Origin of the sequence: Luteimonas deserti (genome assembly GCF_013425765.1) — a bacterium.
Lineage (GTDB): Bacteria > Pseudomonadota > Gammaproteobacteria > Xanthomonadales > Xanthomonadaceae > Luteimonas > Luteimonas deserti.
In genome coordinates this window covers 298,152-312,481 of the sequence record NZ_JACCJZ010000004.1, presented here as the reverse complement: position 1 = coordinate 312,481, position 14,330 = coordinate 298,152, and the positions used below count along the sequence as shown (strand labels likewise).

The 14,330-nt window shown below is 72.2% G+C and carries 12 protein-coding genes; 10 read left to right on the top strand and 2 right to left on the bottom strand.

The window, feature by feature from the left end; genetic code table 11:
• Nucleotides 1-42: 42 nt before the first annotated feature.
• Entirely contained in the window at nt 43-1,149 is a 1,107-nt protein-coding gene (gene rsgA / locus H0E82_RS02010; RefSeq protein WP_328796930.1) for a ribosome small subunit-dependent GTPase A, read from the bottom strand.
• Between the two features lie 158 nt (nt 1,150-1,307).
• Between rsgA and H0E82_RS02005 the strand changes: the two genes are divergently transcribed.
• The 4 genes from H0E82_RS02005 to H0E82_RS01990 are packed head-to-tail and all read left to right on the top strand — an operon-like array spanning nt 1,308 to nt 4,433.
• Entirely contained in the window at nt 1,308-2,573 is a 1,266-nt protein-coding gene (locus tag H0E82_RS02005; protein ID WP_180543294.1) for an aminotransferase class I/II-fold pyridoxal phosphate-dependent enzyme, read from the top strand.
• The gene (locus H0E82_RS02000; protein WP_180543293.1) at nt 2,570-3,187 is read left to right on the top strand and encodes an SGNH/GDSL hydrolase family protein; all 618 of its coding nucleotides are present in this window, start codon (nt 2,570-2,572) and stop codon (nt 3,185-3,187) included. Before H0E82_RS02005 ends, H0E82_RS02000 begins: the two co-directional genes overlap by 4 nt.
• Before the next feature lie 41 nt (nt 3,188-3,228).
• Entirely contained in the window at nt 3,229-3,900 is a 672-nt protein-coding gene (locus H0E82_RS01995; protein ID WP_425600303.1) for a methyltransferase domain-containing protein, read from the top strand.
• Complete coding sequence (locus tag H0E82_RS01990; RefSeq protein ID WP_180543291.1) at nt 3,897-4,433, top strand: hypothetical protein; 537 nt, start codon at nt 3,897-3,899, stop codon at nt 4,431-4,433. Before H0E82_RS01995 ends, H0E82_RS01990 begins: the two co-directional genes overlap by 4 nt.
• Before the next feature lie 434 nt (nt 4,434-4,867).
• Here the strand turns inward: H0E82_RS01990 and H0E82_RS01985 are convergent, their stop codons facing one another.
• Nucleotides 4,868-5,641, bottom strand: a complete 774-nt coding sequence (locus H0E82_RS01985; RefSeq protein WP_425600300.1) for a polysaccharide deacetylase family protein — start codon at nt 5,639-5,641, stop codon at nt 4,868-4,870.
• Between the two features lie 336 nt (nt 5,642-5,977).
• On the opposite strand from H0E82_RS01985, the gene grxD reads away from it, so the two are divergent.
• The 6 genes from grxD to H0E82_RS01955 all read left to right on the top strand — a co-directional run bounded on the left by grxD (nt 5,978) and on the right by H0E82_RS01955 (nt 14,329).
• A complete protein-coding gene (gene grxD, locus H0E82_RS01980) occupies nt 5,978-6,907 on the top strand; it encodes a Grx4 family monothiol glutaredoxin (protein ID WP_180543289.1) in 930 nt (309 codons plus the stop codon).
• Between the two features lie 137 nt (nt 6,908-7,044).
• A complete protein-coding gene (locus tag H0E82_RS01975; RefSeq protein ID WP_180543288.1) occupies nt 7,045-8,550 on the top strand; it encodes a GGDEF domain-containing protein in 1,506 nt (501 codons plus the stop codon).
• A gap of 61 nt (nt 8,551-8,611) precedes the next feature.
• On the top strand, nt 8,612-12,067 hold the full coding sequence (locus H0E82_RS01970) for a hybrid sensor histidine kinase/response regulator (protein WP_180543287.1): 3,456 nt from the start codon (nt 8,612-8,614) through the stop codon (nt 12,065-12,067).
• A 148-nt stretch (nt 12,068-12,215) separates the two neighbouring features.
• Nucleotides 12,216-13,157, top strand: a complete 942-nt coding sequence (locus tag H0E82_RS01965) for a DegV family protein (protein ID WP_180543286.1) — start codon at nt 12,216-12,218, stop codon at nt 13,155-13,157.
• Between the two features lie 142 nt (nt 13,158-13,299).
• On the top strand, nt 13,300-13,641 hold the full coding sequence (locus H0E82_RS01960; protein ID WP_180543285.1) for a hypothetical protein: 342 nt from the start codon (nt 13,300-13,302) through the stop codon (nt 13,639-13,641).
• Between the two features lie 7 nt (nt 13,642-13,648).
• Nucleotides 13,649-14,329: a Dph6-related ATP pyrophosphatase gene (locus H0E82_RS01955; RefSeq protein ID WP_180543284.1), complete on the top strand. Its 681-nt coding sequence runs from the start codon at nt 13,649-13,651 to the stop codon at nt 14,327-14,329.
• The last annotated feature ends 1 nt before the right edge of the window (nt 14,330 follow it).

Here is a 14,330-nt window from a genome sequence, read left to right as displayed (position 1 = left end):
GACACATCGCGCGGGGTGCAGGCCGTGACGCCAGGCCGAAGCTCAGCGGCGGCCGGGACGTCCGTCGGGATGGCGCGGCACCGGACGGCTGCTGCGCGTGGCGCTGTCGCGGGTGGCCAGGCGGTCCGCGCGGCGGGCGGTGGCGGCGTCGCGTTCCTCGCGCAACTTGAGGTAGTTGGCCACGCGCTGCGGCGAGGTGGTGCCGGCCTCGATCGCGGCGCGCACCGCGCAGCCCGGCTCCTGTTCGTGCCGGCAGTCGCGGAAGCGGCAGTCGGCGGCCAGCGCTTCGATGTCGGCGAAGCCGCCTTCGGCCAGGTCTTCCTCGCCGGTGGGCTTGAGCTCGCGCATGCCCGGGGTGTCGATGAGGCAGGCGCCTGCGGGCAGCGGGATCAGGGCGCGATGGGTGGTGGTGTGGCGGCCGCGGTCGTCGGTGTCGCGCACCGCCGCCGTGCGCATGCGCTCGATCCCGAGCAGCGTATTGGTGAGCGTGGACTTGCCCGCACCCGAGCTGCCCACCAGCACCGCGGTGGTGCCGGTGCCGAGCCAGGGATGCAGCGCGGCCACACTCGCCGGGTCGCGCGCGTTGACCGCGAGCACCGCGACGCCCAGCGCGGCAACCTCGCCCAGCGCGGTGCGCGCGGCCCCGGCATCCGCGCCGGCGTGGTCGGCCTTGGTCAGCACCACGACCGGAGTGCCGCCGCCCTGCACCAGCAGCAGATAGCGCTCGATGCGACGCGGGTTGAAATCGGAGTCGAGCCCGCAGACCACGAGCACGGTGTCGATGTTGGCGGCGATCAGCTGCTGCTTGTAATGCTCGCCCGCCGCCGCCCGCTTGATCGCGCTGCGCCGCGGCAACATCGCGACGATGCGCTTGCCGTCTTCGACCAGGACCCAGTCGCCGACCGCGGCGCGGTCTTCCGGCGCGATCGTGCCCTTGCGGTAGCCGCTGCGTCGCAGCCAGTCCGGCAGCGATTCCACGGCCACCGCCTCGCCGGGTGCGCCGGCCACCAGATAGCCGGACCGGTGCTGCTCGACCACCCGCCGGGGCTGCGCCGCCGGATGCGCCGCCATGAGCTCGGCCCAGGACCCGGAAGGCGCCGCGTCGAACGGCCAGCCGATCGCGCGCAGCGCGGTGTCGGCGGAGGTCACACGGAGGATCGGCAGGTGCGCATGCGGCGGATTCTACGGGGCACGCCGCCCGGCCGCTGCGCGCCGTGGGCACGTGTCCGCCGCGCGGTCGCCCGCCGGCCGCGTCCGGCCGCGGTTTTTCCGCTAGCATCCGGCGGATTCCGTGTCGAAGTGCCGCCATGTCCGCCCCCCTGAACACCCGCGAACGCCTGACCGAGGTCCGCTACGAGATCCGCGGCGAGCTGGCACGACGGGCGCGCGACCTCGAGGCCCAGGGCCGCTCCCTGATCAAGCTCAACATCGGCAATCCCGGCGCCTTCGGCTTTCGCGCTCCCGAGCATCTGCAGCGGGCGATCGCCGACCACATCCACGCCACCGATCCCTACACCCACCAGCAGGGCCTGCCGGTCGCGCGCGAGGCGATCGCCGCGCATCACGTGGCCCGCGGCAGCGCCTCGGTGTCGCCCGAGCGGGTGTTCGTCGGCAACGGCGTGAGCGAACTGATCGACATCGCGCTGCGCGCGCTGCTCAATCCCGGCGACGAAGTGCTGGTGCCCTCGCCCGACTATCCGCTGTGGTCGGCCGCGACGATCCTCAATGACGGCCGCCCGGTGTTCTACCAGTGCAAGGCGGAGAACGGCTTCCTGCCGGATCCCGATGCGCTGGAGGCACTGGTCTCGCCGCGCACGCGCGCGATCGTGCTGATCAACCCGAACAATCCCACCGGCGCGGTGTACCCGCGGGCACTGCTCGAGCGGATCGTCGCGGTCGCCGCCAGGCACGGGCTGCTCCTGCTGTGCGACGAGATCTACGACGGCATCACCTACGACGACGCGGTGTTCGAGCCGATCGCGCCGATCGCCGGCGAGGTCCCGTGCGTGTCGTTCGGCGGGCTGTCGAAGGTGCACCGCGCCTGCGGCTGGCGCGTGGGCTGGGCGGTGCTCTCCGGCGACGAGCCGCGCAGCCGCGGATTCCGCAATGCGATGGACCTCCTCGGCGCCCTGCGCCTGTGCGCGAACGTGCCCGGACAGTTCGCGATCGAAGCCGCGCTGACCGGCGCCGATACGATCACCCCGCTGTGCCGGCCGGGCGGGCGCCTGTACGAGGCGCGGCGTGCGGTCATCGAGGCCTGCGCGGCCAGCCGCCACCTCAGTCTGGTGGCCCCTGCGGGTGCGCTGTATGCGTTCCCCGGGATCGAGGGCGCGCTGGCACCCGGCTTCGACGACCACGCGTTCGCGCTCGACCTGATGGACAGCGAGGGCGTGCTGGTGGTGCCGGGCAACAGCTTCAACGTGCCCTACCGCAACCACTTCCGGGTCACGCTGCTGCCGGAACCGGCGCAACTGCGCGACGTGTTCGCGCGCATCGAACGCGTGCTCGACCGCCGCCTCGGCGAGGGGCGCAAGGTGGTGCCGCTGGCGGGCCGGCAGGCACGCGCCGGATGAAGCCCGCGCGGTATCTCGCACTGGGCGACAGCTACACCATCGGCGAAGGGCTCGCCGCGGAGGAACGCTGGCCGGTCTCCCTGGCCGCCGCCCTGCGCCGCGATGGCCTCGCGATCGATCCACCGCAGATCATCGCCACGACCGGCTGGACCACCGACGAACTCGATGCCGGCATCGACGCGGCCGCGCCGCGCGGCCCCTTCGACCTGGTGAGCCTGCTGATCGGCGTCAACGACCAGTACCGCGGCCGCGACGTCACCGCCTACGTCCACGCGTTCGCCGCGCTGCTCGGACGGGCGACGGGGTTCGCCGGCGGTGATCCGGGGCGGGTATTCGTGCTGGCGATCCCCGACTGGGGCGTCACCCCGTTCGGAATGCAATCGGGGCGCGACGTGGCTGCGATCGGCCGCGAGCTCGACGCGTACAACGCCGCCGCGCAGGCGATCTGCGCCGCGCAGAACGTCGCCTTCGTCGACATCGCGCCGCTTAGCCGCGCCCGCGGGGGCGAGCCCGGGATGCTCGCCGACGACGGCCTGCATCCGTCGGCGGCGCTGCACGCCGAGTGGGCGCGACTGGCATTGCCGGTCGCGCGCGGCTTATTGTCGAGGGCATGACCGCGACCGCACACGACGCCACCACGCCCTCCACCCGCCCGCTGCCGCGCGAGGACGCCCGCCACATCGCGCGCGCGTTTCTGCCCAGGCACGTGCTCGGCAACCGCTACGACTACTACTACACGCTGACCAAGCTGCGCACCGATCCGCTGTATCCGGGCGTGCTGCAGGCACTGCGCCCCACCCGCGCACCGGTACTCGATCTGGGCTGCGGCCTCGGGTTGCTGGCGCACGCGTTGCGCGCCGACGGTCTGGCGCTGCCGTACTACGGCGTCGACATCGACGCCGCCAAGATCCGCCGCGGGCGCGAGGTGGCCGCACGCACGGGCCTGGCCGACGTGCGCTTCGACGTGCTCGACCTCGGTGCCGGCCTGCCCGCACACCACGGCAGCGTCGCGATACTCGACGTGCTGCAATATCTCGCGCCGGAGCGCCAGCGCGCGCTGCTGGACCAGGTGATCGCGATGCTGGAGCCGGGCGCGCGGCTGGTGATCCGCAGCGGCCTGGCCGATACGTCGACGCGCAGCCGGACCACGCGCATCACCGACCGCATCGCCAACCTGGCCGGCTGGATGCAGGAGCGCGCGAAGTGCTATCCCACCGCCGACGGCCTGCGCGCGCAGCTCGAAGGCGCGGGCCTGGCCACCACGATCCGCCCGCTCTACGGCGACACGCCCTTCAACAACTGGCTGATCGTGGGCGAACGCGGATGACCGCGCGCGACGGCCTGCCGGATGCACCGATGCTGGCCCTCGACGATCCGGCCTGGACCTCGCTGCGCTGCGCCCAGGGCAGCGCGCGTGGCATCCCGGCGCTGCTGGCCCAGCTCGACGGGGCACGCGAGGAGAGCTGGCAGAGCGAGCCCTGGTATTCGCTGTGGTCGGCGCTGTGCCACCAGGGCGAGGTCTACAGCGCCTCGTTCGCCGCCGTGCCGCACATCGTCGCCGCGCTGGCCGAGGCGCCCGAACTGGCGACGCCCAGCCACTTCGTGCTGCCGGCCAGCATCGAACTCGGCCGCGCGCTGCACGATGCCGATATTCCCGATGCGCTGATCGATGGTTACGTCACCGCGCTGGCCCGGCTGCCGTTGCTCGCGGGCCTCGTGGCCACGCCCGACTGGAGCGAAACCCTGTGCGCCGCGGCACTCGCCGCCAGCGCGGCGGCGACCGGCCAGCACGCGCTGGCCGAACTGCTGCTTGAGGCCGACGACGTGCAGGCCGTGCTGGCGCATCTGCGCACGGTCTGACCTGCGGCGCATCCGGTCCATGGTCGCGGCGCTGCGACGCGAGGCGCCGGGCATGCTGACGCGTCGCCCTGTCCGCAATGCGGTCTGCGCGCGGTCTCGCTCGGCTGCATGACGCCCGCCGCGCTCCGGGTGCTGCTGCGTACCCGCCTGCGCGCGGCGATCGTGCATCGTCGGTCCTCGCGCCGCGGTCCGCCGCCCCGGAGGGCCTGCGCACCGCGCCGATGCGCCGGCAGGCTCAGGACGTGCGCGTCCCGGTCACGCATGGCGTCCCCGGCGCTGCGCTGCGGGTGAACCTCGTGCGCATAGCTTCGTCTGCCAGTGCGATCGAGCGGGGGCACCCGGGCCTGCCTGCGAGGCGCGGGTGACGGCGCGGCGGCCCACATCTCCGGGCGCGGCGATGCGGACGCGCCGGCTGGGCCGGCGCACGCGTCGGGTCAGGGCCCTTCGTCGACGCTGGGCACGACCGCGCGCAGACGCTTCTGCCGCAGGCGGTCGAGCACGCCGGCGATCATCTCGGGATTGCGGCCGTGCCGCGCGCCCTCGTGCAGCAACACGATCGCACCGGGTTCGAGCGCGGCGTCGATGCGGGCCACCACCCGGGCCACGTCGGCCTCCACCGCATCGAAGCCGCGCGCGCTCCAGCCGACGCGTGCCAGCCGCGCATCGCGCAGCGGCGCGTGCACGAAGGGATTGGTATGGCCGACCACGGAGCGGAACCAGACCGGCGCGCGCCCGGTGATCCGGGTCAGCGCGGCCTGGCAGGCCTCGATCTCGCGGCGCATGCGCGCCGGACCCAGCGCCCAGAACCTCGCCTGCGGATGGGTGTGACTGTGATTGCCGATGTCGTGCCCACGCGCGACGATCTCGCGCACCAGCGCCGGCCGCGCCTCGGCACGCGCACCGACCAGGAAGAACGTCGCGCGGGCCGCATGCGCATCGAGCAGATCCAGCACGGCGCGCGTGTCGTCGGACGGCCCGTCGTCGATGGTCAACCACACGCCGTCCCCGGGCAGCCGGGTCAGCACCGGACCATAGAGTCGCGACGAGGGCGCAAGCACGCCCCACAGGCACAGCGCGTGGCTGGCCAGCAGCACCGGCAGCCCGACCTGCCAGCCCAGCCGCCACCACAGCAGTGCGATCACGAGTTGCGACGCGACCAGCAGCGGCAGCCAGAGATGCGGACGGCGGGGCGGACGATGCGACGACATGGCGCGCATGATGCCACCGCTTCGCGCGCGTCCTCGCTGTCGCGCCTGCGCCATCGGCCTTCGATCGGCCGCGTCCGACGCCTTCGCGGCGCGCGTCCGAACGTCGTCCTCCGAAGGCCGTTGTGCGCTTCGCGAGCCGGACGGCGGGTCGGCCCGGCGCCGTCAGGTCCGGCGCTCGAACGCGCAGAACTCCGCATTCGGGGGAATGGCAGCCGTGTCCAGAGAATCCGGGCTCGGACACGACGTCTCCACATCCCGGCAGCCCGTCACGCCAGAGGCTTGCAAACGCCCCCCGCGCTACCATGTCGGCCTTCCACGCTGACCGGAAACACCGCCATGGCCCTCGACCCCGCCCTCCGCACCCGCATCGAGACCCTGCTCCAGGGCAACCGCGCCGTGCTGTTCATGAAGGGCTCGCCACTGGCCCCCCAGTGCGGTTTTTCGGCCAAGGCGGTCGCCGCGATGGAGGCCGTGGGGGTGGACTACGCGCACATCAACGTGCTCGAGGACGGCGAGATCCGCGAGGGCATCAAGGCCTATGGCGACTGGCCGACCATTCCCCAGCTCTACGTCGACGGCGAGCTGGTCGGCGGCAGCGACATCATCGAGCAGATGGTGGGCAGCGGCGAGCTGCACGGCCTGTTCGGGGTGGCACCACCGGACCGCACCCCGCCGGCGGTCACGATCACGCCGGCCGCGCGCGAAATGGTGGCCAAGGCGGTGGCGGATGCCGGCGGCGACTACGTGCTGCAGGTCGACATCGACCGCAACTTCCGCACCCGCCTGCAGCTGGCGCCGCGTAACCCCGGTGCGATCATCGCCACCGCCGACGGGATCGACGTGCAGTTCGACCTGGCCGCCGCACGCCGCGCCGACGGCATGACGATCGACTTCGCCGACGACATCCGGGGTCGCGGGCTGGTGATCGACAACCCCAATGCGCCCAAGCCGGTGCAGGACATCAGCCCGGCCGACGCCGATGCGCGCGTGGCGGCGGGCAGCCTGACCCTGGTCGACGTGCGTCCGCCGGACGAGCGCGCGACGGCGCAGGTAGGCCGTCCGTTCGAGGTGATCGACGGCGACGGCATCGCGCGCCTGCAGCAGCTGCCCAAGGACACCCCGCTGGCGTTCCTGTGCCATCGCGGCGGACGCAGCCAGCAGGCCGCCGAGCATTTCCGCAACCAGGGCTTCACCCAGGTTTACAACGTCGCCGGTGGCATCGACGCCTGGAGCGACAGCGTGGACGGCGCCGTGCCGAAGTACTGAGGCGCACGGCGCGTGTGGCGGCGGGTCCGGGCGTCGGGCGGTCCCGCTCAAGCCCTGCGCCGCCCGGCCGATAGCATGACGTCCCTTCCCGGACCGGAGCCGCGCGTGCGCGTCGCCGTCCCATCCCCGTGAACGCCATGCCCAAGTCCGCCGACCCGAAAGCCAACGCCGAGCGCGCCCCGCGCGGGCCGGCGCGCGGCCGCTCGGCGGCCATCGGATCCGAGGCCCTGGTCACCCTGTTCGCCGGCGTCGACGAGCCCAAGCGGCTGCTGACGGCCTTCGCCGACGGCATGGCCGGCCTGCACGACGAGCTCGGCGATCTCGGCCGCTACCTGCAGGCGGCGACCCGGTCCGGCGACTGGCTGTCCTACGGCCGCGCGATGCGCCAGCTCATCGACAAGTACGTACGCCACGTCGAGCTGGACACGCCGGCGCCCGGCAGTGCCGACACCGAACGCCTGCGCGACCTGCTGCGGCACACGCTCGGCGCGGCGCTGGCGGCCCTGCTGCGCAACGATCCCGCGCTTTCCGACGAGGCGTTCGCCCTGGCGTCGGGCTTCCGCAACTGGGCGCCGGGCCAGGACCTCGATCCCCTCGGTCGCCGGCTGACCGACCTGTGCCACCGCGTCGGCGTGCACACCCAGGACACCGAGGAACAGATCACGCTGCTGATCAGCCTGTTCGATCTGCTGCTCGAGAACGTGAGCGAACTGCTCGAGAACAAGAGCTGGCTGCACGGCCAGATCACCCAGATCCGGGCGCTGCTGGCCGGACCGCTGGACAAGACCACCGTCGAGGAAGCCCGCAACGGACTGCGCCAGGTGCTCTACCGCCAGGCGATGCTGAAGAAGGGCATCGACGAATCGCGAACCGCGATGCGCGGCATGCTCGGGACCTTCGTCGAACGCCTGGACGGCATGGCCGCGCACACCGGCGAGTTCCAGGACCGGCTGGCCGGCCACGCCAGCCGCATCCGCGAGGCGCGCAGCATCGCCGAGTTCAACGGCGTGCTCGATGCGGTGCTCGACGATACCGGCCGGATCCAGGCGCGGGCGATCAGCGCGCGCGACGACCTCATCGCTGCTCGCCGCGAGCTCGAGGAGAGCGAACGGCGGATCTCCCAGCTGGAGGAAAAGCTCAGCGACGCCGCGGGGCTGGCGCGGGAGGACGAACTCACCGGATGTCTCAACCGGCGCGGCTTCGACGAGGCCTTCGAGCGCGAGGCCGCGCGCGCGCGCGACGACCGCCCGCTGTGCATGGCGCTGGCCGATCTCGACGATTTCCGCCGGCTCAACGCGATCCACGGCCACCTCGGCGGCGATGCCGCGCTGCGCCACTTCGCCGACGTCGCCCGGCTGACCCTGCGCGACAGCGACGTCGTCGGTCGTTTCGGCGGCGAGGAGTTCGTGATCCTGATGCCGGCCACGACCCTGCCGCACGCGATCGCGGCGCTGGCCCGCCTGCGCACCGTGCTGGCGCATCGGCCCGTGGCCTACGACGAGGCGCGGATCTCGATGACCTTCAGCGCGGGCGTCGCCCTGCGCCGACCGCGGGAATCGTTCGAGGCGCTGCTCAAGCGCGCGGACCTGGCGATGTACAACGCCAAGCGCGAAGGCAAGGACCGGAGCATGGCGGCCGGCTGAGCCGGCGCCCGGCGCGTCGCGCGGCACGTACACTGCGCCGATTCGCAACGCGGGAGACGGCATGCTGCCGGGCTGGGTTCTGCTGCTGGTGTCGCTGGGCTATGCCGCGCTGTTGTTCGGCGTGGCCTGGTACGGCGACCGGCGGATGCTCCACGCCGACCGGCCCTGGCTGCGCTCGGCGGTCTACAGCCTGGCGCTGGCGGTGTACTGCTCGTCGTGGACGTTCTACGGCGCCGTCGGCACCGCGGTGCGCCAGGGCGTGGGCTATCTGCCGATCTACCTCGGCCCGTTGCTGCTGCTGCTGTTCGGCTGGCGCATCCTCGAGCGGCTCGCGCTGATCGCGCAGTCGCAGAACACGGTCTCGATCGCCGACTTCATCGCCTCGCGCTACGGCCGCTCGCAGCGGCTCGCGGCCATGGTCGCGCTGATCGCCCTGGTGGCCGCAGTGCCGTATCTGGCCCTGCAGTACAAGGCGGTGGCGATCAGCCTGGGCGTGCTCGGCGGGCCGGACAATCCGGTCACCCCGTTCGGCGATCCGGCGTTCTACGTCGCCGCGTTGATGGCCCTGTTCGCGATCCTGTTCGGCACGCGCACGGTCGATGCCACCGAACACCGCCCGGGCATGATGCTGGCGGTGGCGCTGGAGTCGCTGGTGAAGCTGGTGGCCCTGGTGGCGGTCGGCGTGTTCGCCATCGTCTGGCTCGGTGCGCGCGAGATGCCGCTGCTCGAGGCCACGCGCACGCTGGTGATGCATGCGCCGCCGTCGAGTTTCGCGGTGCAGTGCCTGCTCGCGTTCGCGGCGATCATCTGCCTGCCGCGGCAGTTCCATGTGGCGGTCGTGGAATGCGGCGACGTGCGCGACATCCGCCGCGCGCGCTGGCTGTTCGGCGGGTATCTGGTGATCATCTGCCTGATGGTGCTGCCGATCGCCAGCGCCGGCGTGGCGCTGTTCGGCCGCGAGGGCCCGGTGGCGCCGGACAGTTTCGTGCTCGCGTTGCCGATGGCCGACGACGCCAACCTGCTCGCCCTCTTCGCCTACATCGGCGGCTTCTCGGCGGCGACCGGCATGGTCATCGTGTCCTCGGTGGCACTGGCGACGATGATCAGCAACGACCTGGTGATGCCGCTGCTGCTGCGCCGCGGCTATGCCGAGCGCCACGGCGGCAACGTCGCCTCGACGGTGCTGTGGGTGCGTCGCGGGGCGATCATCGGCCTGGCCGCACTGGCCTACGTCTACTACCGCACCAGCGGCAACGAGACCACGCTGGCCGCATTCGGGCTGATGGCCTTCGTCGCGGTGGCGCAGTTCGCACCGGCGCTGATCGGCGGCCTGTACTGGCGCGGCGCCAGCCGGCGCGGTGTGGAGACGGGATTGCTGATCGGCTTCTGCGTCTGGGGCTACACCCTGCTGCTGCCCAAGCTCACCGAGGCCGGCCTGCTCGACCCGGCGTGGATCGTCGACGGGCCACTGGGCATCGGCTGGCTTCGGCCGCGTGCCCTGTTCGGCCTTGGCGGCTGGGACCCGCTGACCCACGGCACGTTCTGGTCGCTGCTGTTCAACGTGGGCGCGCTGCTGGTGGTGTCGGCGCGCTGGCGGCCCACGCTGGACGAGCGTCTGCGCGCGGCCCCGTTCCTGGATCCCTATGCCGAGCGCCGCACCTACGCCTCCGAGGACTGGAACGGCAACGTCAGCATCGGCGACCTGCTCACGCTGACCGGACGCATCGTCGGCGACCGCACGGCACGCCGGGCCTTCGACGACTACGCCGCCACGCTCGAACGGCCGCTGGTACTCAATGCCGCGGCCGACCGCACCTGGCTGCAGTACACCGAACGCCAGCTGGCGGCCGCGGTCGGGGCTTCGTCGGCGCGCCTGCTGATGACCAGCGCGCTCAAGGGCTCGGGCATGGAGGTCGACGAGGTCGTGGCGATGCTCGACGAGGCCGGCCAGGAGCTGCGCTTCAACCGCGAAGTGCTGTCCTCGACGCTGGAGAACATCGACCACGGGGTGAGCGTGGTCGACCGGACGATGCGCCTGGTCGCCTGGAACCGCGGCTACCAGCGCCTGTTCGGCTATCCGGACAACATGCTCTACGTGGGCCGCCCGGTCGCCGACCTGATCCGCTACAACGCCGAGCGGGGCGAACTGGGCCCGCTGGACGCGATCGACATCGACAGCGAGATCGACAAGCGCATCGCCTACATGCGCGCCGGCTCACCGCACGTGTCCGAGCGCGTGCTGGGCAACGGCCAGGTGATCGAGCTGCGCGGCCAGCCGCTGCCCGGCGGCGGCTACGCCACCAGTTACAGCGACGTCACCGACTACAAGCGGGCCGAACGCGAACTGCGCGAGATCAACGAGACCCTCGAGCAGCGTGTCACGGACCGCACCCGCGAGGCCGAGGTCGCGCAGGAATCGCGCTCGCGCTTTCTCACCGCGGTGAGCCACGACGTGCTGCAGCCGCTCAACGCCGCGCGGCTGTTCACCTCGGCGCTGCGCGAGAGCCAGGACATCGCCGACCAGAAACATTACGCCGAACGCATCGACACCTCGCTGCGCGCGGCCGAGGAGCTGCTCGACGGCCTGCTCGACGTCTCGCGTCTGGACGCCGGGGCGCTGAAGCCCGAGATCACCGATTTCGACGCCGCCGAACTGCTGCGCCAGCTGGCCGGCCAGTACGCGCCGATGGCCCAGGCACGCAAGCTCGAGATCCGCCTGCACGCCCCGCCCACCCCGGTGCGCAGCGACCGGCGGCTGCTCCGCCGGGTGCTGCAGAACTTCCTCGCCAACGCGCTGCGCTACACCCGCAGCGGGCGCATCGTGCTGGCCGCGCGGCGGCGCGGCGACACCATCGCGTTGCAGGTCTGGGATACCGGCCCGGGCATTCCCGAGCACCACATGAGCCAGATCTACGACGAGTTCCACCGCTACGAGCAGACCTTCGACTGGGACGGCCGCGGCCTGGGCCTGGGCCTGTCGATCTGCCAGCGCATCTCGCGCCTGCTCGGGCACAGCCTCGACGCCCGCTCGCACGTCGGCCAGGGCAGCATGTTCTCGATCACCGTGCCGCGCAGCACGCGCGCGATCCTGCCGGTGGCCGCGCCCGCGGCGCCGCTGCACGACGAATCCCTGCGCGGCTTGCGCGTGCTGTGCGTGGACAACGACGACGACATCCTCGCCGGCATGCGTGCGCTGCTGCGCCGCTGGGGCGTCGAGCCGCTGTGCGCCAAGACCATCGACGAAGCGATCGAACGCATGGACGAGGTGCCCGACGTGCTGCTGGTGGACTACCACCTGCACGACCGCCACGACGGCCTCGACACGCTGGACATGCTGCGCGGCATGGCGCCCGAGGTGCCCGGGGCGCTGCTCACCGCCGACGGCAGCGATGCGCTCAAGCAGGCGGCGCGGATCCGCGGCTATCGCGTGCTCACCAAGCCGGTCAAGCCGGCCTCGATGCGCGCCTTCCTGGCCGCGCAGCGCGCGGGTGCGCGTCACCGCGCCCGTACCCACTGAGCGGCGCCTGACCCGCCGCGTCGGGGCGTATGGAGACGGGCGTCACGGATCGCGTACAGTGCACCCGCGCGCGGGCCTGCCGCGCGCCCCGCCGACACGCCGGAACAGGCCTGCGCCGGGGCTCCGCAGCCACGCCCCGGGAGGGCCCATGCGAATCGGGATCGTCGTCGACTCGGCCTGCGACCTGCCACCGGCGTGGCTGGACGCGCACAACGTCCACCTGTTGCCGGTGACGGTGCGCATCGGCGAAACCAGTTTCGTCGACCTGCGCGACGAACGCGCCACGCTGGATTTCGTCGAGGCCCACGTCACCGAGCGCGGGCACACCGCGGAGACGGCCGCGTATCCCTCCGATCGCATCAAGGCCCTGTTCCTCGAGCAGCTGGTGGTCGACTACGACTACGTCTTCTGCATGACGATCACCCGTCATCGCAGCCAGATCCACGACAACGCCACCCACGCCAGTTTCGCGGTGCTCAACGAGTACCGGCCGATCCGCATGCAGGCCGGGCACACCACGCCGTTCGCGCTGCGCATCGTGGACTCGCAACAGGTGTTCGCCGGTCAGGGGATCCTGCCGGTCGAGGCGGTGCGGCTGCGCGAGGCCGGCGCCTCGGCGCCCGACATCCGCAGCCGGCTGGAATTCCTGGCCGAGCGCAGCTACGCCTACATGGTGCCGCGCGACCTCGGCTACCTGCGCGCCCGCATCAAGCACCGCGGCGACAAAAGCGTGAGCCTCCTCGCCGCATTGATCGGCGGCGCGCTCGACATCAAGCCGATCCTGCACTGCCACCGTGGCGACACCGGCCCGGTGGGCAAGATCCGCGGATTCGAGCCGGCAGCGGAGAAACTGTTCGCCTTCGCCGCGCAGCGCGTGCGCGCGGGCCTGCTCACGCCCACGCTGTGTCTGAGCTACGGCGGCGAGCTCGACCAGTTGCATGCGCTGCCCGGGTACGCGGCGCTGGCATCGGCCTGCGACGAGCACCACGTGGAGCGGTTCGAGACGGTGATGAGCCTGACCGGCATGGTCAACGTGGGCGCCGGCTCGCTGACGGTCGGCTTCGCGGCGCCGCCGCACGCGTTCGCGTGAGGCCGGCGCGGCATCGGCCGCGGGAGGCGAGGAATCGTGCCGCCGCGTGCGCATGCCGCGCAGGGTGCGCACGCCCGAATGACGGATTTCTAACGTGACGGATTGCTAGGCTGCGGGCTTCCCACGTCTCCACGGCCTGCGCATGAGTACCCGTTACCTGATCCGGATCCCCAACACCGACAAGGCCCGCGCGTCGGGCACGCATGCCCTGCGCTCGCAGGGGCCCGACGGAATCGCCTCGGAAATCGGCGATGCGCTGCGCGGCGAGTCGCTGTTCGTGCGCTGGCGCGATGCACAGCCGGAGCCGGACGACGTCGATCCCGCGCTCGGCGTGGTCGACCCCGCGGCCCAGGTGACGGGCACCGCGCGGGATCTCGGCATCGACCTGGTGGTCGACACCACCATCTCCAGCACGGTGCTCAAGCACCGGCTGCAGCTGCTCGCCGGCAGCGCCTGGGAACTGCGCGACGTCCGCGCCGCCTGAGTCTCCGATGCCCCGGGCACGCGCGCTGCTGGCCTGGAGCGGCGGCAAGGACGCGGCCTGGGCGCTGCAGACGCTGCGCGCCCGGGCCGACGTCGAGGTCGTCGGTTTGATGACCACGGTGACGGCCGGGCGCGACGAAGCGGCGATGCAGGGGGTCCATGTCGATGTGCTGCGGGCGCAGGCGCGTGCCACCGGCCTGCCGCTCATCGAGTCGCGCATCGCGGCGGGCGCCGGCAACCCCGCCTACGAAGCCGCGTTCGCACAGGCCCTGGCCACCGCCCGGGCGCGTTGGCCGGAGCTGACGATGATCGCGTTCGGCGATCTCTTTCTCGCCGATATCCGCGCATGGCGCGAGGCCCTGTGCGCGCGGCTCGGCTGGCAGGCGTGCTTTCCACTGTTCGGCCGGCACACGACCGGGCTGGCGCGCGAGATGCAGGCCGCCGGCCTACGCGCCTCGCTGTGCTGCGTCGACACCACGCAGCTCGATGCGGATTTCTCCGGACGCGACTTCGATGCCGCGCTGCTCGAGGCCCTGCCTGCGCATGTGGACCCCTGCGGCGAGCGCGGCGAGTTCCATACCTGCGTCCACGCCGGCCCGATGTTCGCCGAGCCGCTGGCGCTGCTGCGCGGCGACACCGCGCTGCGCGACAGCCGCTTCGCCTGCACCGCCTTCAGCGCGGGGGGCTGAG